This is a genomic window from Nocardia sp. FBN12 (genome assembly GCF_054031145.1).
The window spans coordinates 6,022,068-6,043,188 of the sequence record NZ_CM132926.1 but is presented as its reverse complement, the minus strand read 5'-3'; the positions used below and the strand labels follow the sequence as shown (position 1 = coordinate 6,043,188).

At 67.0% G+C, this 21,121-nt stretch carries 20 protein-coding genes and 2 tRNA genes; 7 read left to right on the top strand and 15 right to left on the bottom strand.

Annotation, left to right across the window (positions count from 1 at the left end):
* The first annotated feature begins 17 nt into the window (after positions 1-17).
* From ACWZHB_RS28540 to ACWZHB_RS28530, 3 genes are all read left to right on the top strand, one after another.
* Positions 18-1,544, top strand: a complete 1,527-nt coding sequence (locus tag ACWZHB_RS28540; protein ID WP_427904850.1) for a protein kinase domain-containing protein — start codon at positions 18-20, stop codon at positions 1,542-1,544.
* Positions 1,541-3,442, top strand: coding sequence for a Stk1 family PASTA domain-containing Ser/Thr kinase (gene pknB, locus ACWZHB_RS28535; RefSeq protein ID WP_427904849.1), 1,902 nt, complete (start codon positions 1,541-1,543; stop codon positions 3,440-3,442). Before ACWZHB_RS28540 ends, pknB begins: the two co-directional genes overlap by 4 nt.
* Before the next feature lie 99 nt (positions 3,443-3,541).
* Positions 3,542-3,961, top strand: a complete 420-nt coding sequence (locus ACWZHB_RS28530; protein WP_427904848.1) for a CBS domain-containing protein — start codon at positions 3,542-3,544, stop codon at positions 3,959-3,961.
* A gap of 7 nt (positions 3,962-3,968) precedes the next feature.
* Here ACWZHB_RS28530 and ACWZHB_RS28525 read toward each other — a convergent pair whose 3' ends face one another.
* From ACWZHB_RS28525 to ACWZHB_RS28515, 3 genes are all read right to left on the bottom strand, one after another.
* The gene (locus ACWZHB_RS28525) at positions 3,969-4,427 is read right to left on the bottom strand and encodes a deaminase (protein ID WP_427904847.1); all 459 of its coding nucleotides are present in this window, start codon (positions 4,425-4,427) and stop codon (positions 3,969-3,971) included.
* 143 nt (positions 4,428-4,570) lie between these two features.
* The gene (locus tag ACWZHB_RS28520) at positions 4,571-5,251 is read right to left on the bottom strand and encodes a RibD family protein (RefSeq protein WP_427904846.1); all 681 of its coding nucleotides are present in this window, start codon (positions 5,249-5,251) and stop codon (positions 4,571-4,573) included.
* Positions 5,248-5,910 carry an aminodeoxychorismate/anthranilate synthase component II gene (locus ACWZHB_RS28515; protein WP_427904845.1) on the bottom strand — a complete coding sequence of 221 codons (663 nt, stop codon included), beginning with the start codon at positions 5,908-5,910 and terminating at the stop codon, positions 5,248-5,250. Before ACWZHB_RS28515 ends, ACWZHB_RS28520 begins: the two co-directional genes overlap by 4 nt.
* A gap of 191 nt (positions 5,911-6,101) precedes the next feature.
* Between ACWZHB_RS28515 and crgA the strand changes: the two genes are divergently transcribed.
* Positions 6,102-6,365 carry a cell division protein CrgA gene (gene crgA, locus ACWZHB_RS28510; protein WP_427909333.1) on the top strand — a complete coding sequence of 88 codons (264 nt, stop codon included), beginning with the start codon at positions 6,102-6,104 and terminating at the stop codon, positions 6,363-6,365.
* Between the two features lie 84 nt (positions 6,366-6,449).
* A complete protein-coding gene (locus ACWZHB_RS28505) occupies positions 6,450-6,893 on the top strand; it encodes a PH domain-containing protein (protein WP_427904844.1) in 444 nt (147 codons plus the stop codon).
* Between the two features lie 104 nt (positions 6,894-6,997).
* Here the strand turns inward: ACWZHB_RS28505 and ACWZHB_RS28500 are convergent, their stop codons facing one another.
* Entirely contained in the window at positions 6,998-7,531 is a 534-nt protein-coding gene (locus ACWZHB_RS28500; protein ID WP_427904843.1) for a peptidylprolyl isomerase, read from the bottom strand.
* Positions 7,532-7,583: 52 nt separating this feature from the next.
* Between ACWZHB_RS28500 and ACWZHB_RS28495 the strand changes: the two genes are divergently transcribed.
* Positions 7,584-7,733 carry a hypothetical protein gene (locus ACWZHB_RS28495; protein ID WP_170112099.1) on the top strand — a complete coding sequence of 50 codons (150 nt, stop codon included), beginning with the start codon at positions 7,584-7,586 and terminating at the stop codon, positions 7,731-7,733.
* Positions 7,734-7,746: 13 nt separating this feature from the next.
* Here the strand turns inward: ACWZHB_RS28495 and ACWZHB_RS28490 are convergent, their stop codons facing one another.
* Both ACWZHB_RS28490 and ACWZHB_RS28485 read right to left on the bottom strand, forming a co-directional pair.
* Positions 7,747-8,592 carry an ABC transporter permease gene (locus tag ACWZHB_RS28490; RefSeq protein ID WP_427909332.1) on the bottom strand — a complete coding sequence of 282 codons (846 nt, stop codon included), beginning with the start codon at positions 8,590-8,592 and terminating at the stop codon, positions 7,747-7,749.
* A 5-nt stretch (positions 8,593-8,597) separates the two neighbouring features.
* The gene (locus ACWZHB_RS28485) at positions 8,598-9,599 is read right to left on the bottom strand and encodes an ATP-binding cassette domain-containing protein (protein WP_427904842.1); all 1,002 of its coding nucleotides are present in this window, start codon (positions 9,597-9,599) and stop codon (positions 8,598-8,600) included.
* A gap of 604 nt (positions 9,600-10,203) precedes the next feature.
* On the opposite strand from ACWZHB_RS28485, the gene ACWZHB_RS28480 reads away from it, so the two are divergent.
* Complete coding sequence (locus tag ACWZHB_RS28480; protein WP_427904841.1) at positions 10,204-11,793, top strand: serine hydrolase; 1,590 nt, start codon at positions 10,204-10,206, stop codon at positions 11,791-11,793.
* Here ACWZHB_RS28480 and ACWZHB_RS28475 read toward each other — a convergent pair whose 3' ends face one another.
* The 9 genes from ACWZHB_RS28475 to recF all read right to left on the bottom strand — a co-directional run bounded on the left by ACWZHB_RS28475 (position 11,794) and on the right by recF (position 21,097).
* The gene (locus ACWZHB_RS28475) at positions 11,794-12,702 is read right to left on the bottom strand and encodes an acyl-CoA dehydrogenase family protein (protein ID WP_427904840.1); all 909 of its coding nucleotides are present in this window, start codon (positions 12,700-12,702) and stop codon (positions 11,794-11,796) included.
* A gap of 5 nt (positions 12,703-12,707) precedes the next feature.
* Positions 12,708-12,780, bottom strand: a tRNA-Ala gene (locus ACWZHB_RS28470).
* 32 nt (positions 12,781-12,812) lie between these two features.
* Positions 12,813-12,920, bottom strand: coding sequence for a DLW-39 family protein (locus ACWZHB_RS28465; protein WP_211300361.1), 108 nt, complete (start codon positions 12,918-12,920; stop codon positions 12,813-12,815).
* Between the two features lie 29 nt (positions 12,921-12,949).
* Positions 12,950-13,023, bottom strand: a tRNA-Ile gene (locus ACWZHB_RS28460).
* Between the two features lie 135 nt (positions 13,024-13,158).
* A complete protein-coding gene (locus ACWZHB_RS28455) occupies positions 13,159-14,133 on the bottom strand; it encodes a DUF3566 domain-containing protein (protein ID WP_427904839.1) in 975 nt (324 codons plus the stop codon).
* Positions 14,134-14,175: 42 nt separating this feature from the next.
* Positions 14,176-16,683, bottom strand: coding sequence for a DNA gyrase subunit A (gene gyrA / locus ACWZHB_RS28450; RefSeq protein ID WP_427904838.1), 2,508 nt, complete (start codon positions 16,681-16,683; stop codon positions 14,176-14,178).
* Positions 16,684-16,741: 58 nt separating this feature from the next.
* The gene (gene gyrB, locus ACWZHB_RS28445) at positions 16,742-18,772 is read right to left on the bottom strand and encodes a DNA topoisomerase (ATP-hydrolyzing) subunit B (RefSeq protein WP_427909331.1); all 2,031 of its coding nucleotides are present in this window, start codon (positions 18,770-18,772) and stop codon (positions 16,742-16,744) included.
* A 453-nt stretch (positions 18,773-19,225) separates the two neighbouring features.
* Positions 19,226-19,762, bottom strand: a complete 537-nt coding sequence (locus tag ACWZHB_RS28440; protein WP_427904837.1) for a DUF721 family protein — start codon at positions 19,760-19,762, stop codon at positions 19,226-19,228.
* Positions 19,763-19,894: 132 nt separating this feature from the next.
* The gene (gene recF, locus ACWZHB_RS28435; protein ID WP_427904836.1) at positions 19,895-21,097 is read right to left on the bottom strand and encodes a DNA replication/repair protein RecF; all 1,203 of its coding nucleotides are present in this window, start codon (positions 21,095-21,097) and stop codon (positions 19,895-19,897) included.
* Positions 21,098-21,121: the final 24 nt, after the last annotated feature.

The window sequence follows — 21,121 nt, the reverse complement described above, 5'->3', positions numbered from 1 at the left end:
ACAACACGGGGGCCCCGATGCTGAACAACGGTGCTTTGATCGCCGACCGCTACCGCCTGCAGCGGCTCATCGCCACGGGCGGGATGGGTCAGGTCTGGGAGGCGATGGACACCCGGCTCGATCGCCGGGTGGCGGTCAAGGTCCTCAAGACCGAGTTCTCCGCCGACCCGACCTTCCGTGCCCGGTTCCGGGTCGAAGCGCGCACCACCGCGCAACTCAACGCCCCCGGGATCGCGGGCATCTACGACTACGGCGAGACCGCCGACCCGTCGGGCGGCGAGACCGCGTACCTGGTGATGGAGCTCGTGCAGGGCGAGCCGCTCAACGCGGTGCTCAACCGGATGGGCAGGCTCTCGGTCATCCAGGGTCTCGACATGCTGGAGCAGACCGGGCGAGCCCTCGAGGTCGCGCACGCGGCCGGCGTGGTGCACCGTGACGTGAAGCCGGGCAACATCCTGGTCACGCCGACCGGTCAGGTGAAGATCACCGACTTCGGCATCGCCAAGGCGGTCGACGCCTCGCCGGTGACCAAGACCGGCATGGTGATGGGCACCGCCCAGTACATCGCCCCCGAACAGGCCGTCGGCGAGGACGCCACCGCGGCATCGGATGTGTACGCGCTCGGCATCGTCGGCTACGAAGCACTGGCAGGCGTCCGTCCGTTCACCGGCGAGGGTGCGATCACCGTCGCGATGAAGCACGTGCGCGACGCGCCGCCGCCGATGCCCGACGACCTGCCCGCGAACGTGCACGAGCTGATCGCCATCACGATGGCCAAGGATCCGCTGCAGCGCTACAGCAGCGGTGGCGAGTTCGCCGATGCCGTCGCCGCCGTGCGCGCCGGGCACATGCCACCGCTTCCCGGCGGCGCCACCGGGTCGTCGATGACCGGCGCGACCCGGGTCCTGCCGCCCGGACCGACCGTGGTGCTGCCCGCGGCGGCCGCAGCGGCCGCCGCCGCGGCGGACTACGAGGGCGCGACCATGCGCTTCGGCCATCAGCCCGGCGGCCCGCCGACCGGCGGTTACAGCGGTCCGGCCACCCAGGCTGCCGCGCCGGCGCCGGTTCCGGCGAGCAACTCCAAGAACAATCAGAAGTGGCTGATCGCGCTCGGCGTCGGCGCACTGGCGCTCGGCGGCATCGTGCTGTGGGTGCTGTTCGGCGGTGAACCGAACCGGGGTTCGACCACCACGACCACCACGGTGCAGACCACCAAGCCGCTGCCCCCGCCGGTCACCACCACCCAGCCCGTCCCGCCGCCGCCGGTGATCTCCGAGGAACCGACGACCACCACGCAGCGCCCGACGACCACCACCGAGCCGCCGACTACCACCACCGAGCCGCCGACTACCACCACCACGGTGCCGCCGACCACCACGACCAAGACCAAGCCGACGACGACGCCGAAAACGACCAAGCCGGAGCCGACCACCACGGCGCCCGCCGGGGGAACCACCACCGTCGGCCGCCCCCGGCTGCCCACCTTCGACCTGCCGTTCCCCGACAGCGACACGGCCGTAGGCCCGACCATAGGACAACCATGACGACCCCGAAGAATCTCTCCTCGCGGTACGAGCTTGGCGAGATCATCGGGTTCGGCGGCATGTCGGAGGTGCACCGCGCCCGCGACGTGCGGCTGTCGCGCGACGTGGCGATCAAGGTTTTGCGGGCCGATCTTGCCCGCGATCCCACGTTCTACCTGCGGTTCAAGCGCGAAGCCCAGAACGCGGCCGCGCTGAACCACCCGGCCATCGTGGCCGTGTACGACACCGGCGAGGCCACCGTCGACGGCGGCCCGCTGCCCTACATCGTGATGGAGTACGTCGAGGGCGACACCCTGCGCGACATCGTGCGCGGCAAGGGGCCGCTGGCGCCGCGCAAGGCGATGGAAGTCGTGGCCGATGTGTGCGCCGCGCTCGATTTCAGCCACAAGGCCGGGATCGTGCACCGCGATATGAAGCCGGCCAACATCATGATCAACCGCGCCGGTGCGGTGAAGGTGATGGACTTCGGCATCGCGCGGGCGATCGCCGACAGCGCCAACCCGATGACCCAGACCGCCGCGGTGATCGGCACCGCGCAGTACCTCTCGCCCGAACAGGCGCGCGGCGAGACTGTCGACGCGCGTTCGGATGTCTATTCCGTCGGCTGTGTGCTGTTCGAAATTCTCACCGGGCAGCCGCCGTTCACCGGTGACTCGCCGGTCGCGGTCGCCTACCAGCACGTGAAGGAAGACCCGCCGCTACCGTCGTCGGTCAATCCCGGCGTGCCACGCGAGCTCGATTCGGTGATCCTCAAGGCGATGGCCAAGAACCCGGCCAACCGGTACCAGACGGCCGCGGAGATGCGGGCCGACCTGATCCGGGTGCTCGGCGGGCAGAAGCCGAGCGCGCCGATGGTGATGAACGACGAAGACCGCGGCGATTACGACTACGACGACGATCCAGGCCCGCGCAGCTTTCACGACCGCCGCGACGACACCTCCGAGCACCCCGTGGTCGGACCCGCCGGTGAGGAACGCAACCGCACCGGCCTGATCGCGCTCGGCGTCGCGGCCGCGCTGGCCGTGGCGTTCGGGCTGTTCTGGGTGCTGGTCGGGCCGGGGAGCAAGGCCGATCAGGTGGCCGTTCCCGACCTGTCGGGCAAGCCCGCCCAGCAGGCGCAGAGCGAGCTGCAGCAGGCCGGTTTCTTCGTGGCCGTGCAGCAGAAGCCGGATGGCAAAGTGGCGGCGGGCAATGTGATCGCGACCCAACCGCTGGGCGGTTCGCGCATCGACGAGGGCAGCACCGTGACGTTGCAGATCTCGACCGGGCCGACGCAGGTGCAACTGCCTCGGCTGATCGGGATGACGCGGGCCGACGCCGAGCGGGAGCTGAATTCGATCGGGCTGCAACTGGATCCGAATGTGGCGCGCAAGCCGTCGAGCACGGCCGACACCGACAAGGTGATCGCGCAGGACCCGAGCGCGGGTGTGCGGGTCGACATCGATCGGCCGGTCGTCCTCACCATCGGCGACGGGCCGGAAGAGGTTCGCGTGCCGAGCGTGGTCGGCCAGGACATCTCTGTCGCCCAGCCCAATCTGGTCGACTCCGCCGGTTTCACGGTCGATATCAAGGAGATGAAGTCCGCGCTGCCGAAGGGCCAGGTGCTCGCCACCAACCCGGCAGGCGGCAGCAACGCGGAGAAGGGCTCGACCATCACGGTCCATGTCTCCGCCGGTGACCGGATCACCGTCCCCGATCTGACCGGGCTTACGCCGGTGCAGGCCCAGGAAAGGCTGCGCAGCGAGGGATGGACCGGCCAGCTCAGCCAGACCACGGTGATCACTCTCGACGGCAATGCCTCGGGCAAGGTCGTCGGGCAGAGTCCGGCGGCCGGTTCGGCAGTGACGTTCAACGGCAATATCGTGCTGCACGTCGGAGCCTCGCCGATTCCGCGGTGAGGTCTCGATTGGATGGCGAAAGCGCCCGCCGCGGCCAGGCGGGCGCAGAATAAGGCTGCTCATCCCATCCAGCTCTGCTGAACGAGGAGGTAGCCCCTTATGACCACAGCCAGGGACATCATGAAGCCCGGTGCGCAGTGGATCACCCGAGGTGACACCGTCGCGACCGCGGCGACAGCGATGGCCGATCTCGGTGTCGGCTCGCTCGTCGTCGCCGATGACGACGAGCGCATGTGCGGCATCATCACCGACCGCGACATCGTGGTGAAGTGCGTCGCGCTCGGCTTGTCTCCGGATCTGACCACGGCGGCGGAACTCTGTGAGGCGACCCCGCGGTGGGTCAGCGCGGACGCCGATGTGGAAGACGTGCTCGACCAGATGGAATCGCACCGGGTGAAGCGGATGCCGGTGATCGAGAACAAGCGCCTGGTCGGGATGATCAGCGAGGCCGACCTGGCGCGGCACCTCGACGACAATCAGCTCGGCGAATTCGTGACCGCCATCTACGGCAGGCCATGACCCAGCGCTAGCCCAGATCGAGGTGGGCGTTCATCGACATGGCCTCGGTGGCCAGGTCGGTGAGCTCCACCACGCGTACGCCGTTGGTACGGAGTTTGTCCACACCCTCGCAGGCGGCGACGAACAGGCTCGGCTCGCGCCAGGCGATGACCACGGTGGGGATGCCCGCGGCCAGGATCCGATCGGTGCACGGCAGCCGGGTAGCGGTGGCGCGGGTGGAGCACGGTTCGAGGGTGCTGTAGATCGTTGCGCTGGTCAGGCGGGGGTCGGCGGGGTCGAGCTTGTTCAGCGCGGACTCTTCGGCATGCACTTTCTCGTCGGTTTCGCGGGAGAAACCGGTCGCGATTTCCACACCGTCGGCGACGATCACGGCGCCCACCGAGTAGGCGGTATCGCTGGGGGGACAGTTCCTGGCGAGTTCGATCGCCCTGTGCATGAACCGGTGGTCGGCATCGTCGTGGCTCATCGTGTCCCCTGTGGTCTGCAAGTTATCCACAACTCCGGCGTGATGTGGAATCGGTCATTTTCAGGTGTGGAGCAAAGTTGTCCGCGAACTGTGGACAGCGGAATTTTCCCAGGTCAGTGCGGTGAAGTTGTTCGCAGTACCAGTTAGTTGTGGGGGTGGGGATCAGGGCTGACCAGGTAGTTCAGCACAGCGACATCCCCAAGTTGTTCCACACCCGCCAGGTGCAGCCTGCGCGCGGCGCCGCCGGGGAACTCGGCCGGTCCCACGAAGCGCGGAGCCGCCGGATCGCCGACCAGGATCGGGGCGATCGCCAAGCGGATCTCGTCGACCAGGTCGGCCGCGAGGAAACCGGTGTGCATACCGGTGCCGCCTTCGACCATGAGCCTGTGGATATCTCGTGCGCGGAGATCGTCGACGAGGGCGCCGAGCACGAGTCGCTCGCCGAGGCTGATCACCTCGGCGAGTCCGTCCAGCCGGTCGCCCAGCTTCGCGGCGCCCGCGTCGGAGGTGTAGACGAGTTTGTCGCCGCCGGTGTGCCAGAAGCGCAGCTCCGGATCGAGCTCACCGGAATCGGTGACAGTCACCTTCACCGGATACTCCGGCTTGCCCGCCGCCACCCGCGCGGCCCGGCGCTCGGCACTGTTCACCAGCAACCGCGGATTGTCGGAGCGCAGGGTTTGCGCCCCGATCAGGATGGCGTCCGATTCGGCGCGAATCTGGTCGACCCGATCGAAGTCGGCGGCGTTGGACAGCAGCAGCCGCCGCGCACTCGCGTCATCGATGTAGCCGTCGAGACTCGCCGCGACAGAGAGCAGAACTCTCATTTCGTCACCAGCGCGGCGACCTCCGCCTCGAGCGCGGAAACGAGTGCCTCGGACGGACGTTCGCCGCAGACCTCAAGCCAGTTGGCCAGCATCCGGTGGCCGCCCTGGGTGAGCACGGACTCGGGGTGGAACTGCACGCCGTGGATGGGCAGCGTGCGGTGCCGCATCGCCATCACGATGCCGCTCTCGGTGTGTCCGACGACGACCAGTTCCTCGGGGATGGTCTCCGGGAGAACCGTCAGCGAGTGGTAGCGGGTCGCGGTGAAGGGATCGGGCAGGCCGGCCAGGACGCCGGACCCCAGGTGGAACACCTCGCTGGTCTTGCCGTGCAGCAGTTCGGGCGCCCGGTCGACGGTGCCGCCGAACGCCTCGCCGATCGCCTGATGCCCGAGGCACACACCGAGCAGCGGAACGGTGTGCTTCGCGGCCGCGTGCACCAGCGGGATGCTCGCGCCCGCGCGGTCGGGGCTACCGGGACCGGGGCTCACCAACACGCCGTCGAAGGTGCCGCCCTCGTCACCGATGGTGAGCAGAGTGTCGAGATCGTCGAGGCGGGGATCGTCATTGCGCCAGACCACGACGTCGGCACCAAGCTGGCCGAGGTACTGCACCAGGTTGAACACGAAGCTGTCGTAGTTGTCGACGACCAATACACGCATGCGTCGAGGGTACGTGGCGACCCACGTTCTCGGCGCGCCTCCGCCTCTGGACTGAGTGGAGGGTGCGACGAAGGAGTGCCCGGAGGGAGGGAAGAGGCGGAGTTAAGCGCCGAGAACAGCGGCGCCAGCCGCCGATGACACAGCCTGGTGGGATAGCCTGGACATACCTGTACTCCGAATTCGAGGACGTCATGCCCAAGTCCAAGGTCCGCAAGAAGGCCGACTACACCCCCAGCCCCGCCAACCGCACCGCGGTGAAGGTGAAAGCGGGGCCGTCGCCGGTCTGGTACGTCGCGATCATGCTGGGCTTCATGCTCGCCGGTCTGGTGTGGCTGATCGTGTATTACCTGGCCGCAGAGCACATCGGCTTCATGAACGACCTGAACGCGTGGAACTTCCTGATCGGGTTCGGCCTGATGGTCGTCGGCCTGGTCATGACCATGCGCTGGCGCTGATCGCCACGGATTACACGCGTGTTATTCATGCACACCTGTGGATAACCCTGTGCACAACTCGAGGATAGAGGGGCGAACTACCGCGTGAACGACGCACAACCCGTCTCGTGGTCGACCCCTGTCGCAGGCCTGCTCGCCGTCACCGGCGGCGGAATCCTGCTGGTGGTGCTCGCGATCCTCGCCCAGGACGGGCCGAGCAGGCTGCTCGTCGGCATCGCCGCCGTCGCGGTGCTCGCCATGTCCGCGCTCGGCCTCCGGCAGCGCCCCCGCCTCACCATGGTTCCCGGTTCAGAGCCGCGCCTGGTGGTCGGCACCCTCACCGGCCCACAGGAATACCCCCTCGACCGGATCGATCGGATCCGGATGGTCTCCTACCGCCGCATCGGCCGCAAAACCGCGATGCTCGAGATCGACGTCCAGCACGACGACACCGAGCGCCTACTGATCTTCGGCCGCTGGGACCTCGGCACCAACCCCCACGACGTCTACGACGCCCTCGTGGTGAACGGTTTCGCCTCGGTGACCTAGCGGCCGGCGCCGAGAACACCGACCTCCGACTGACGTTGTTTCACGTGAAGCAAAGAAACTCCCCGCCGCGATGATCTGCGACGGGGAGTTCTTTATGACTGCGATCAGTCGATGCTGACGCCCGAGATGATGACCGGGTCGGTCGGACGATCGTTGCGATCGGTCTTCACCGAGGCGATCGCGTCGACCACCTTGCGCGAATCGGGGTCGACCACCTCGCCGAAGATCGAGTGCTTGCGGTTGAGGTGCGGCTGCGCGCCGACCGTGATGAAGAACTGCGAACCATTGGTCTCGGTGCCCGCGCCCGCATTGGCCATCGCGAGCAGATAGCCGCGGTCGAAGCGCAGATCCGGGTGGAACTCATCGGCGAACTCGAAGCCCGGCCCACCACGGCCGGTGCCCGTCGGATCGCCGCCCTGGATCATGAACCCCGGGATGATCCGGTGGAAGACGGCGCCGTCGTAGAACGGGCCACTGTCCGTACCGCCGGCATTGACGGTGGAGTACGGCGCGGTGCCGTCGGCGAGACCGACGAAATTGCGCACCGTCTTCGGAGCGTGGTTGCCGAAGAGCGCGATCCTGATATCGCCGTGGTTGGTGTGCAGAGTCGCCACGGCCGTCTGGTTGGGTGAGGTCACGCAGTTATGGTGCCACGCGGCACGCCGAATCTGTTTGTGCCACAGTGGTCGAATGAAGCTTCGTAATCCGCTGCTCGCATCGATCGCGCTCGCCGGGGCGGGCGCCCTGGCTTACCTGGCCCGCGCCAAGCGTCCACAACTGCCCGAACCGGCCGCCGAGCCGCCGCGTCTCGGGTATTCCCGCAACGGCTCGGCGCACTAGTTCCGGCTGTTCCTCAGCGGCTGACCGACTTCTTGTACTGGATCTGAGCCAGCGGCACGAACACGATCAGGATCACCACGATCCACATCAGCGATGTCGCCACCGGATGCTCCATCGGCCAGGCCTGCGACGGCGGCGCCATCGGATTGACGTTGCCGAACAGGTCACGCACCGCCTGGGTGAGCGCCGAGACCGGGTTCAATTCGGCGAAGACCCGAAGCGGAGTCGGCATGTTGTCGAGCGGCACGAAGGCGTTGGACAGGAACGTCAGCGGGAAGATCACCATGAAGCTGGCGTTGTTGAACACCTCCGGCGCCCGCACGATCAGGCCGACCACCGCCATCATCCACGACAGCGCGTAGGCGAACAGCAGCATCAGCGCATACGCCAGTACCGCGTCGAGGAACGACCCGCGGATCCGCCAGCCGACGACCAAACCGGTCAGCGACATCACCACCAGGCTGACGATATTGATCACCACATCGCTGATCGTGCGCCCGACCAGCACCGCGGACGGCGCCATCGGCAGCGACCGGAATCGGTCGATGATGCCCTTCTGCATGTCTTCGGCCAGGCCCGCGCCGGTGAAGGTGGCGCCGAACACGACGGTCTGGGCGAAGATGCCCGCGATCAGGAATTCGCGGTACCCGCCTTCCAGCCCCGGAACGCTGATCGCCGAGCCGAAGACATAGGCGAACAGCAGCACGAACATGATCGGCGACATGGTGGTGAAGATCAGCACGTCGGGCACGCGCTTGATCTTGATGACATTGCGTTTGGCGATGGTGATGCTGTCGCTCACCACCATCGAGAGGCGTTCGCCGAGGCTCGGATGTGACACAACGGCTTTGTCGAGCATGGCGCTCATCGGTTCTTTCCTTCCGCGGCGCCCACGGTCTGCGACTCGGGCTCACCGTTGACGATTTCTTCGGCCTCGTGCCCGGTGAGAGTCAGGAAGACGTCGTCGAGCGAGGGCCGACGCAGGGCCACATCGTTGATGGTCACCTTGTGCTCGGTGAGCCTGCCGATGGCGGTGACCAGGTCCGCCGACCCGTCGGCCACCGGGACCGTGAGCTTGCGCAGGCCGGGTTCGAGGTGGATCTCGCCATCGGCGAGCCCGCCGAGCACCTGTTGGGCGACGGCCAGTTGGTCGACCGCACCGACGGTGAGTTCGATCCGGTCGCCACCGACCAGCGCCTTGAGTTCGTCGGCGGTGCCGCGCGCGATCACCTTGCCGTGGTCGATCACCGCGATGGAATCGGCGAGGCGGTCGGCCTCTTCCATGTACTGGGTGGTGAGCAGCAGCGTGGTGCCGCCCGCGACCAGTTCCTCGATGACGTCCCACAGGTCGAGCCGGGCGCGCGGGTCGAGACCGGTGGTCGGCTCGTCGAGGAACAACACCGGCGGGTTGGCCACCAGCGCGCCGGCCAGGTCGAGACGCCTGCGCATGCCGCCGGAGTAGCCCTTCACCGGCCGGTCGGCGGCGTCGCTGAGCCGGAAGCGGTCGAGCAGTTCGCGAGCCCGCTCCTTACTGCGCTGGGTGCCGAGGTGGTAGAGCCTGCCGACCATTTCGAGATTCTCGAAGCCGGTGAGGTACTCGTCGACCGCGGAATACTGGCCGGAGGCGCCGATGCGTGAGCGCAGGGCCTGCGGTTGGGTGAGCACGTCGATGCCCGCGACGGTGGCGGTGCCCTCGTCGGGGATGAGCAGGGTGGTGAGAACGCGGACGGTCGTGGTCTTTCCGGCGCCGTTCGGGCCGAGAAGCGCGGTGACGGTACCTTCCGGCACGGAAAGGTCGAGTCCGTCCAGGGCGACGAGCTGCCCATACCGTTTGACCAGACCCTCGGCGACGATTGCGTCGGGCATGATTCTCCTGAAGTCGAGGTTGGCGATGCTGTGCCCAGTATTGCCCTACCCACTGACAAGTCGCATCCCCATTACGGCCGGGCCCCATCAGATGTACAGATTTGTTCGACATGCCGAGGCGTTGCGACACGCGGCGAATCGGACTGATTTTCTGTCTCCCGACACGAACAAGAGCACCTTTTCCCATGCCGGTCGCCACCCGCGAGACGAGAACATGTTCACCGGCGATTCGCCGTAAAACGTTGCGTACCAGCCAATTCCGTGCGTCGTCGAACAACTGACAAGCGCCGGAGGCGCGCAACCGGCCCGCATCACACCCCGGGCCACCTCCGACACCCCCGCCAACGGCCGAATAATCTCGCAAACTCGCCCGGTGCGCGTACACGAATTCCGCGCGTATCGCGTAGGATCGTTCAGGTCGGCCCCTCCCCCCCGGGCCGACCCTACGCGGGCCTCGGCTAACTCCCCCCCTTCGCCGAGGCCCGCTCCCCATTTTCCGGCAAGGTCGCAGCTCGGCAGATCGCCTGACGCGCACCGCTACGCCGAGCGTCACAGTCCGGCCACGGTCGGGCGATCACCCGGCAACCAGGGCTATCGTCGGCCCATGGTGCCTGGTCGCGGTGCGATCGCCGGGGTCGTCTTATCGTTGACGATCCTGGTCGGTTGTTCCGGTTCCACCGACGACCAGCACACCGCCACGACGACCACCGCCGAGGTCCCCCCGAATCAGGTCGCCGGTGTCGCCCTGCCCGCCGACGCGGTCGGCAAAGCCGTCGGACGGCTCGACGAACTGGCAGCCTCGCTGATGGAATCCAGCCGTATCCCCGGCATGGCTGTCGCGGTCGTACACGGTGGAAAAACCGTGTACGCCAAGGGTTTCGGTGTTCGCGAGGCGGGCGCGCCGGACAAGGTGGACGCCGACACCGTCTTCCAGCTGGCCTCGGTGTCGAAGTCGCTCGCCGCGACCGTCGTGGCCAACCAGGTCGGCGCTGACACGATCGAGTGGACGACCCCGGTCGTCGCGCATCTCCCCTCGTTCGCGCTGGCCGACCCCGACACCACCGCCCAGCTCACCGTGGGCGATCTGTTCGCGCACCGCAGCGGCCTGCCCGACCACGCGGGCGACCGGCTCGAAGACCTCGGCTACGACCAGGCCGCGATCTTCGACAAGCTGCGCCTCGAACCCCTCGACCCGTTCCGGATCACCTACCACTACACCAACTTCGGGCTCACGGCAGGCGCCGAATCGGTGGCCGCGGCGGCCGGAAAGGACTGGGCGCGACTCTCCGACGACGCCCTCTACGCACCGCTCGGCATGCGCGACACCAGCTCTCGCTTCGACGACTTCCGAGCGCACCCGAATCACGCTGTGGGACATGTGAACATCGACGGCGAATGGGTGGCCCGCTACGTGCGCGACCCCGACCCCCAGTCCCCCGCCGGCGGCGCGAGTTCGTCGGTGAACGACATGGCCCGCTGGCTGACGATGCTGCTCGGCGACGGCACAGCGGGCCCGACGACCATCGCCCCACCCGAGGCCCTGCTCCCCGCCGTCACCCCCCAGATCGTCTCGGCGCCGCCGAGCACTCCCGCCGCGCGAGCGGGCAGCTACGGGTACGGCTTCAACGTGTCGGTCTCCTCGGCGGGCCGCACCGCCAACAGCCACTCCGGCGCGTTCACCCTCGGCGCGGCCACCACCTTCCTGGTGATCCCGTCCGCCGACGTGGCCATCGTCGCGCTGACGAACGCGGCACCGCTCGGCATCCCGGAAACCCTGACCGCCGAGTTCGGCGATCTCGTGCAGTTCGGCGAGATCCGCGAGGACTGGCGCGGCCTGTACCGCGACGCGTTCGCCACCGTCAACGATCCGGAAGGCGACCTGTCGGGCCGGCCCGCCCCGGCGAATCCGGCTCCCGCGCAACCACTACCGGCCTACGAGGGCACCTACGACAGCGCCTATTGGGGACCTGCGACGATCGTCGCGACGGACACCGGCCTGCGGCTGACCATCGGGCCCGAGCAGCGGACCTATCAACTCCGGCACTGGGACGGCGACACCTTCGCCTTCGACCTGAGCGGAGAGAACGCCCCGCCCGGCAGCGTCTCGTCCGCGCGGTTCGCCGACGGCACGCTGACCATCGACTACTTCGACGAGAGCGGCCTCGGCACGTTCACCAGAACCGGATCACGGTGATCAGGCCACCGTGCGCCACGCCGTCGCCAACCGCGCGGCCCTGACCTTCCCCGCGACCCCGAGCAACGGCGCGTCCCGCTCCCAGCGCTCCCTGACCCCCGGATCCACCGGTGTCCACAGCGGGTCCAGCTCGGTACGCAGCGCCGTCAGCCGATCGAAGACGCCACCGAGCGCGATATGCACACCCGGCGAGCCAGGATCCTCGGCACCGACTCCACGGACCGCCGCAAACAGCGCCAGCAGCTGTTCTACGGGCTCCGCGGGCCACTGCGCTAGCCGGGCAACCCGAACGAGCTGACCCAGCACAGCGGCCACCACATGCAGGTCCTCGATCGTCCGGAACGGCTTCAGGAAATCGGTGTAGCCGTCACCGGGCAGCAGTTCACCCGGCGCGGCGTCGAAGGTCACGGTGGCGTGCGGGATCTCCGGCGCGAACGGCAGCGCGGGCAGCGGCGTCACCGCGGCGGACGCACCGGCGGGAACCAGCACTGCGCGCAGTATCGCCCTGCCATCGGGCTGGGTACCGGATCGGGCGATCACCAGGAAGCGATCGGCGAACGTCCCGAGGGTGGCGAAGGATTTGGTCCCGTCGACGACGCCGGCTTCGTTCACGACGGTGGCCATCGTCGACGGCCGCGCACCGGCACCCTCGGTCGCGCACATAGCGGCGAGTTCGGCGGGATCGAGCGAGGGCACCAGCGCGTGAAGCGCTTCCTGATAGCCACCGAGAAACGCGGGACCGGTTCCGGCACTGTCGAATCCGGCGATCGCGGCCCGGTCGAGCGAACTCGCGAAATCGCGTGATCGTGCGCGGTGGCGGGCCCAGTCCGCCGCGAAATCAGCCGAAACGGAGTCGGCGGGTGCGGCGGTGAGGAGAAAATCGAAGACCGAGGAATACATCGCATTCACAGATGTGGAGCCTAGGGGAATCGAACCCCTAACCCCTGCCTTGCAAAGGCAGTGCTCTGCCAATTGAGCTAAGGCCCCTTACTGGCCACTGACCAGTTGGCAACCCGAAGTCAGCGGGTGGTGACCTCGCGCCAGAGGTCTGCGTCGTCGCGCTTGCGGAATTTGCTGACACCGATGAGAACGGCGATCACAACACCGACCATGAGGACAATCTTCATGATTCCCACCCTACTGTGCTGTTCGGGAGTGGGCCTAGGAGGACTTGAACCTCCGACCTCTTCGTTATCAGCGAAGCGCTCTAACCGCCTGAGCTATAGGCCCGAACTCATTTCGATCCCCTGCTCGAGCAGTGAACCGCAACGAGAAACGAGGTTACCTTACCTGGCTACCGATAACCAAAACGGCCGGTCAGACCCTTTTTCGAAGGGCTGACCGGCCGTCGGGAAAAACGCACTTCTAGTCGGGATCGGCCAGGGTTATCTGGATGCCACCGACCAGATCGCAGCACTGGTTGTAGATGAACACGCCGACCGTGGCCAGCGCGGTGAACAGCACCACGTTGATCAGGCCGATCACGCCCGCGTAGCCGAACACCGTGCCCGCGTCGATCAGGCTCGACGAGCTGCCCTCCTGGTTCAGCATCTCGCCAAGCGAGTTGTCCAGGTTGTCCCAGACGCCCATGCCGGCCAGCACGATGTAGAGCAGGCCGACGGCCAGCATCCACACGAAGAACAGCGCCACGCTGATCACCAGCGTGATCTTCAGGGTCGACCATGGGTCGATCCGGCGGATCTGCACCGTCGCGCGTAGCGGCTCACCCGACGCGGCGGCCGCGATCGCCACCGGCGCCGCGGGCGAGACCGTGCCCGCCGCGGCGGCCGCCCGCGCGCTCGGCCCCATGTTGTGCTGGGGCTGCGGCGCCATCGGCAGCCCAGGAGGGGCCACCGGCGCCTCGGGTGCCGGGTGGCGCACGTCGGACAGATCGGGCATGTCCTTGACCAGTTCCGGACGCGCGATGGAGCGGGTTGGCCCGTCGATACCGACGGACTTCACCATCGCCGCTTCCTTGCGGGCCGCCTTGGCCGCCAGGTCCGCGGTGGTCCTGGCGTTGGACGCGCCGCTGCCCTTGAGCCCGCCCGAGGACTGGCCGCCGGACGAGGGCCGTCCCTGACTCGGCGATTCGCCGGGCCGATACAGGTTCGACTGCGGTTCACGCTGCGGCAGCTGCGCCCACCCGTCCTGGTAGGGCGAGGATTTACTGCCCTTACCGTCGTGCGAATCGGCACCGGCCGCACCGGATTCCGGCGCCGCGCCCTCGGCCGGACCGCCCTGGCGCGGGATCGGTCGCGGCGGGATCGGAGACGTGGCGATCCGCTCGGTGACGCCGTTGGTCTGGTTCCGATCGTCGTTCGACTGATTCGGTGTGGTCAATGGAATCCTCAGATCCGTTCGTTGCCGCCGCTATTTGGTGTATTACTCCGAAGCCACGTCGCCGAGGAGCTGATCGGGATCGGGCTCGTCGGCGTTGCGCGCGATCGCTAGCAAGGTATCGCCATCCGCGAGGTTCATCAATCGCACGCCCTTTGTCTGGCGTCCGGCCTTACGAACCTGCTTGGCTGCGGTGCGGATGACGCCACCACTGGAAGTGATCGCGTACAACTCGTCCTCGTCGTCGACGATGAGCGCACCCACCAGGCTGCCACGCTTCGGATCGTATTGGATTGTCAATACGCCTTTTCCGCCACGACCCTGCGCGGTGTACTCCTCGATCGCGGTCCGCTTCGCGTACCCGCCGGCCGTCGCGACCAGCAGATATGTCTCCAGACGCACCACGTTGAGCGAGAGCAGCTCGTCGTCGGTGTTGAAGCGCATGCCCTGCACGCCGGAGGTGGCGCGACCCATCGGACGCAGCGCCTCATCGGTCGCCGCGAAGCGGATCGACTGGCCGTGCGCCGAGACCAGGAGCAGGTCATCGTCGGACGAGCACAGCACCGCACCGACCAATTCGTCGTCGTCGCGCAGGTTCACCGCGACGATGCCGCCGGAGCGGTTGGAGTCGAAATCGGTGAGTTTCGACTTCTTCACCAAACCCGCGCGTGTCGCGAGCACCAGGTACGGCGCGTCCTCGTAGGTCTTGAGCTGGATGATCTGGGCGATCTTCTCGTCCGGCTGGAACGCGAGCAGGTTGGCCACGTGCTGACCACGCGCGGTCCGGTTGGCCTCGGGCAGTTCGTAGGCTTTGGCCCGGTAGACGCGGCCCTTGTTGGTGAAGAACAGCAGCCAGTCGTGGGTGGACGAGACGAAGAAGTGCTTGACGATGTCGTCCTGCTTGAGGCCCGCGCCCATCACGCCCTTGCCGCCGCGCTTCTGCGAGCGGTAGAGGTCGGTCTTGGTGCGCTTGGCGTAGCCGGTCTCGGTGATCGTGACCACCACGTCCTCGCGCGCGATCAGGTCCTCGTCGGCGACGTCACCGTCGGCGGCGATGATCCTGGTCCGGCGGTCGTCGCCGTACTTCTCGACGATCTCGGCCAGCTCGTCGCGCACGATCGCGCGCTGACGCTCGGGCTTTTCGAGAATGTCCTTGTAGTCGGCGATCTCGATCTCGATCTTGGCCAGATCGTCGATGATGCGCTGACGCTCCAGCGCCGACAGCCGACGCAGCTGCATGTCGAGGATGGCGGTCGACTGGATCTCGTCGATGTCGAGCAGCTGCATCAGGCCGGTGCGCGCGGTGTCGGTGTTCGCCGCGCCGCGGATCAACGCGATGACCTGGTCGAGCATGTCGAGGGCCTTGACCAGGCCGCGCAGGATGTGGGCCCGCTCCTCGGCCTTGCGCAGCAGGTAGCGGGTGCGCCGCACGATGACCTCGAGCTGGTGATTCACGTAGTAGCGAATCATCTGATCCAGCCGCAGCGTGCGCGGGACGCCGTCGACGATCGAGAGCATGTTCGCGCCGAAGCTGGTCTGCAGCTGGGTGTGCTTGTAGAGGTTGTTCAGCACCACCTTGGCGACCGCGTCACGCTTGACCGTGACCACGATGCGCATGCCGACACGGTCGGAGGACTCGTCGTGGATATCGGAGATACCCGCGATCTTCGCGTCCTTCACCTGCTCGGCGATGGAGTTGACGAAGTTGTCGGTGTTGACCTGGTACGGCAGTTCGGTGATGACGATCGTGGTGCGACCACGCGCGTCTTCCTCGATCTCCACCACACCGCGCATGCGGATCGAACCGCGACCAGTGGTGTAGGCGTCGTGAATGCCCTGACTGCCGACGATCAGGCCGTGCGTCGGGAAGTCGGGGCCCTTGACCCGTTCCATGCAGGCGGCGAGGGTGGATTCCTCGTCGGCCTCGTAGTTCTCCAGCGCCCAGTAGATGGCCTCGGCCAGCTCGTTGAGGTTGTGCGGCGGGATGTTGGTCGCCATGCCGACCGCGATGCCGTTGGAGCCGTTCATCAACAGCGCGGGCACGCGGGCGGGCAGCACGGTCGGCTCCTGCGAGCGACCGTCGTAGTTCGGGACGAAATCGACCGTCTCGGAGTCGATATCGCGCAGCATTTCCATGGCCAGCGGCGTCAGACGGCACTCGGTGTAGCGCATGGCGGCCGCGCCGTCGTTGCCGCGGGAACCGAAGTTGCCCTGGCCGTCGACCAGCGGATAGCGCAGCGACCACGGCTGGGCCATTCGCACGAGGGTGTCGTAGATCGACGAGTCGCCGTGCGGGTGGTAGTTACCCATGGTCTCGGCGACCGGGCGCGCGGACTTCACATAGCCGCGGTCCGGGCGGTAGCCGTTGTCGTACATCGCGTAGAGCACGCGACGGTGCACCGGCTTGAGGCCGTCGCGCACGTCGGGCAGCGCACGGCCCACGATCACGCTCATCGCGTAATCGATGTAGCTGTTCTGCATTTCGGTCTGGATGTCGACCGGTTCGGTCCGGTCGCCCGCACCGCCGGACGGTGGCAGCGTGGTCTCAGTCATCAAATCTCCTTCGAGGGGCCGATATGCGAGCGGGCGCGCCCGTCAGGCGCAGCGCCGCTTACACATCGAGGAAACGGACGTCCTTGGCATTGCGGGTGATGAAGCTGCGACGTGCTTCCACGTCCTCACCCATCAGCACGGAGAACAGCTCGTCGGCCGCGGCCGCGTCGTCCAGCGTCACCTGACGAAGCACCCGCACCGAGGGGTCCATCGTGGTCTCCCACAGCTCCTTGGCGTTCATCTCGCCCAGACCCTTGTAGCGCTGGATCCCGTCGTCCTTGTTGATCTTCTTGCCCGCGGCAAGCCCGGCCTCGACCAGCGCGTCGCGCTCACGGTCGGAGTAGGCGAACTCGGGATCGGAACGCATCCACTTGAGCTTGTACAGCGGCGGCTGGGCCAAGTACACGTGACCGTGCTCGACCAGTGGACGCATGAAGCGGAACAGCAGCGTGAGCAGCAGCGTCGCGATGTGCTGACCGTCCACGTCGGCGTCGGCCATCAGGATGATCTTGTTGTAGCGCAGCTTGGCGATATCGAACTCGTCGTGGATCCCGGTGCCGAACGCGGTGATGATCGACTGGACCTCGTTGTTCTTGAGGACACGGTCGATACGGGCCTTCTCGACGTTGATGATCTTTCCGCGCAGCGGCAGGATCGCCTGGTACATCGAGTCGCGGCCGGACTTGGCCGAACCACCGGCGGAGTCACCCTCGACGATGTAGATCTCGCACTTGTGCGGATCCTTGGACCGGCAGTCGGCCAGCTTGCCCGGCAGCCCGCCCAGGTCGGTCGCCGACTTGCGGCGGACCAGCTCGCGCGCCTTACGGGCGGCCATCCGGGCCTGCGCCGAGGACACCGCCTTCTGCACGATGGTCTTCGCGTCGGCCGGGTTGGCCTCGAACCAGTGCTGCAGGTGCTCGTTGCAGGCACGCTGCACGAACGACTTGACCTCGGTGTTGCCGAGCTTGGTCTTGGTCTGGCCCTCGAACTGCGGCTCGCCGACCTTGACGCTCACGATGGCGGCCAGGCCCTCGCGGATGTCGTCACCGGTGAGGTTGCCGTCCTTCTCCTTGAGGAGCTTCTTCTCCTTGGCGTACTTGTTGACCACCGTGGTGAGCGCCGCGCGGAAGCCCTCTTCGTGGGTGCCGCCCTCGTGGGTGTTGATCGTGTTGGCGAAGGTGTGGACCGACTCGGAGTAGCCCGAGTTCCACTGCATCGCGACCTCGAGCTCGTGGCCGGTGCCCTTGACCGTGTAGCCGACGACCGAGTTGTGGATGGCCGACTTGGTGCGGTTGATGTGGCGGACGAAGTCCACCAGGCCGCCCGGGTAGTGGTAGGTGCGGGTCTTCACCTTGTGCTCGACCGCTTCCGCGGCGACCACCTCGGCGTCCTTGGGCGCCTCGGCGACCTCACTCACCACGTCGTCGATGACCTCGCCCTCGGCGACCCGCTCGTCGGTGAACTTGATGGTCAGGCCCTTGTTCAGGAAGGCCATTTCCTGCAGGCGCCGCGCGACGGTCTCGAAGTTGTAGTTCGTGGTCTCGAAGATGTCGGGGTCGGCCCAGAACCGCACCGTGGTGCCGGTGGACTTGGTCGGCTCGCCCTGCACCAGCTTGCCGGGCTTGGCGTCTTTGTAGGTCTGGTGCCAGTGGTAGCCGTCGGTGTCGACCTCGACCTCGACCTTGGTCGAGAGGGCGTTCACCACCGAGATACCGACACCGTGCAGACCACCCGAGACCGCGTAGGAATCGGAGTCGAACTTGCCGCCGGCGTGCAGCTGGGTCATGACGACCTCGATCGTCGGCACGCCCTGAGCGTGCATTCCGACCGGGATGCCGCGACCGTCGTCGATCACCTCGACGCCGCCGTCGGCGAGCAGAGTCACCTCGACCTTGCTGGCGTGGCCCGCCATCGCCTCGTCGACCGAGTTGTCCACAACCTCCCAGATGAGGTGGTGCAGACCGCGTTCACCGGTGGAACCGATGTACATGCCAGGGCGCTTACGCACCGCCTCGAGGCCTTCGAGGACCGTGATGGAGGAGGCATCGTAGCCTGATTTGCCCGATGCGTTGGAGTCGTTGGCAGCCACTTCTCGGTAGCTCTCCTTACTTGCTGATCCCTGGCGCAGCGACCTGGGCAGCACGCGCACGACTCTGCGAAGAGCCATCAGATATCACGGACTGCACAGCACGCGCCGAAGGTTCGCCGCTGGTTACGTCACCATCCTACTGGTAAGCCCAACTTACAGTGCACCTACGACACCCCTGGCTTCCCCGTGAATGCAAGAAATCGTCCGACTGCGGGAGTTTTCCGGCCTTTCCGCCTCTCCGTGTCTCTATGGCCAGATTTAGGCGCGGGGAGATCTGCACTGGCGGCCAGACTGTCTCGGTGGCTTGGATGGCCCGGTCCCGGTGAGTTACCCATGTACTTGCGCGATCAGTCGTCGCCTTCGAAGTTATCCACAGGCCCTGTGTACATGTCCACAACTTCGGGGCTCGAGAGCGGCGTGGGCGCAACGGATCTCGCCCCGGTCACCGCGCGGCTACCCGTAGGTATCGCGCGGCCCACGGCCCTTGATGTGGCGATCGCCCTTGCGCCAGCTCGGCGCGGCGGGGCCGGTGATGCGCAGCGAGGTGACCACGCCCTGCCCGACCGCGGCATTGATCTTGGCCAGGATCTGGCTCTGCAACATCCGCAGCTGGGTGGCCCATGCGGTGGACTCGGCAGCGATCTTGAGCACACCGTTCTCCAGGGTCACCGGGGTGGCGTGGGAGGCGATGTCCTCGCCGACCACGCGGGGCCAGCTGCCGAACACCGTGCCCTCGGCTACCTTGCCTGACCAGCCACGACTCTTCGCCAGCGTGCCGCTGAGCGCGCCGAGCAGCTGGGGATCACGGGCATCGGGACCCGAGCCGGACCACCCGCTGCGGCGCCTGCCACCGGCCCGCAATTTGCGTACCGGCGAGGCCCTGCCCTGCCCGACGGACTTGCCACTCGCCTTGGCCGCGGCGCGTGCCTCTTCCAGCGCACGGCGGGCCAGATCGATGCCGCGCAGCTCCGGTGCGGGATCTTCGGGCACGGGTTTCCGCCTTCCGGTGTGGGGAGTGGCCGAGTGTGGGTGGAGTCTACGCCGGGGTGCCGACGGGGTCGTCGAGCACCGATCTGGCATATGTCCAGCATGTTGCGGGTTTTCCACAGGGGCTGGGGATAACTATCGCGAACTGTGCATATCTTCGGTGTTTTCGACGACATCGGTGACGATCTGTGAGGTTCGCCGGTCCGCCTCGCCGGTCGTGTGCACACGCAATGGTTCGGCGGCCAGTTCCGACGGCACATCCTCGGCCACCGCGGCTGTGATCAACACCTGTTCGGCGCCTGCGGCCACCTCCGCGAGCGCGGCGCGGCGGCGGCGGTCGAGTTCGGCGAACACGTCGTCGAGCAGCAGCACCGGTTCGGAGCCCTCGCCGCGCAACAACTCGAACGAGGCCAGCCGCAGCGCGAGGGCGAACGACCAGGACTCCCCGTGACTGGCGAAGCCCTTCGCGGGCGCGCTGCCGAGCAGCAATTCCAGATCGTCGCGATGCGGGCCGACCAGACAGACCCCGCGATCGAGCTCCCGGTTCCTGGCGGCGGCCAGCTCGCGCAGCATGATCTCGTGCAGCAGTTGTGGATCACCTGGTTCGGGAGCCCTGGCCGGATCGAGTAGTTCCGGTGGCAGGTACCCCGAGCGGTAAGTGATTGCCGCGGGACGTGATTCGGGCGCGATCGACCGATATGCCTGGGACAGATGGGGATACAGGTCGTGGACCAGGCGTAACCGTTCGGCGAGCAGCACCGCCGCGTGGTCGGCGAGATGGCCGTCCCACACGTCGAGGGTGCCCAGATCGGCACGCGAACGCGATTGGCGCCCAGCGGTTTTCAACAGGGCAGAACGTTGCCGCAGTACCTTGTCGTAGTCCGCGCGCACCCCGGCGAGCCTGGGCAACCGAGCTGTGGACAACTCGTCGAGGAACCGCCGCCGCTCCCCCGGATCGCCACGCACCAGCGCCAGATCCTCCGGCGCGAACAGCACGGTCTGCAGAATCCCCAGGATTTCGCGGGAACGGCGCACCGGCGAGCGATTGATCTGCGCGCGATTGGCGGCACCCGCCTTGAGCTCCACATCCACCCGCAGTTCCCGGCCGGTGTTCACCACCGTGGCGCCGATCCTGGCCTGGGTGGCACCCAGCCGGATCAGCGGCGCGTCGGCGGAGACCCGATGTGAGCCGAGCGTCGCGAGATAGCCGACCGCCTCGAGCAGATTGGTCTTGCCGTTGCCGTTCGCCCCCAACAGCACCGTGCGCCCTGGGGACAACTCGAGGTCGGCGTGTTCCCACGAACGGAAATCACGGACCGACAGCTCACGGATGAACATGTAGGCCTAGCCGCCCCTGCCAGC

What these genes read in the sequence shown, in the direction of transcription:
- gyrA (WP_427904838.1), bottom strand. Translation starts at nt 16,683, where the DNA reads ATGACTGAGACCACGCTGCCACCGTCCGGCGGTGCGGGCGACCGGACC.
- ACWZHB_RS28540 (WP_427904850.1), top strand. Translation starts at nt 18, where the DNA reads ATGCTGAACAACGGTGCTTTGATCGCCGACCGCTACCGCCTGCAGCGG.
- ACWZHB_RS28480 (WP_427904841.1), top strand. Translation starts at nt 10,204, where the DNA reads ATGGTGCCTGGTCGCGGTGCGATCGCCGGGGTCGTCTTATCGTTGACG.
- ACWZHB_RS28495 (WP_170112099.1), top strand. Translation starts at nt 7,584, where the DNA reads ATGAAGCTTCGTAATCCGCTGCTCGCATCGATCGCGCTCGCCGGGGCG.
- ACWZHB_RS28490 (WP_427909332.1), bottom strand. Translation starts at nt 8,592, where the DNA reads ATGCTCGACAAAGCCGTTGTGTCACATCCGAGCCTCGGCGAACGCCTC.
- ACWZHB_RS28530 (WP_427904848.1), top strand. Translation starts at nt 3,542, where the DNA reads ATGACCACAGCCAGGGACATCATGAAGCCCGGTGCGCAGTGGATCACC.
- ACWZHB_RS28520 (WP_427904846.1), bottom strand. Translation starts at nt 5,251, where the DNA reads ATGAGAGTTCTGCTCTCTGTCGCGGCGAGTCTCGACGGCTACATCGAT.
- ACWZHB_RS28515 (WP_427904845.1), bottom strand. Translation starts at nt 5,910, where the DNA reads ATGCGTGTATTGGTCGTCGACAACTACGACAGCTTCGTGTTCAACCTG.
- ACWZHB_RS28465 (WP_211300361.1), bottom strand. Translation starts at nt 12,920, where the DNA reads ATGAAGATTGTCCTCATGGTCGGTGTTGTGATCGCCGTTCTCATCGGT.
- ACWZHB_RS28525 (WP_427904847.1), bottom strand. Translation starts at nt 4,427, where the DNA reads ATGAGCCACGACGATGCCGACCACCGGTTCATGCACAGGGCGATCGAA.
- pknB (WP_427904849.1), top strand. Translation starts at nt 1,541, where the DNA reads ATGACGACCCCGAAGAATCTCTCCTCGCGGTACGAGCTTGGCGAGATC.
- crgA (WP_427909333.1), top strand. Translation starts at nt 6,102, where the DNA reads ATGCCCAAGTCCAAGGTCCGCAAGAAGGCCGACTACACCCCCAGCCCC.
- recF (WP_427904836.1), bottom strand. Translation starts at nt 21,097, where the DNA reads ATGTTCATCCGTGAGCTGTCGGTCCGTGATTTCCGTTCGTGGGAACAC.
- ACWZHB_RS28485 (WP_427904842.1), bottom strand. Translation starts at nt 9,599, where the DNA reads ATGCCCGACGCAATCGTCGCCGAGGGTCTGGTCAAACGGTATGGGCAG.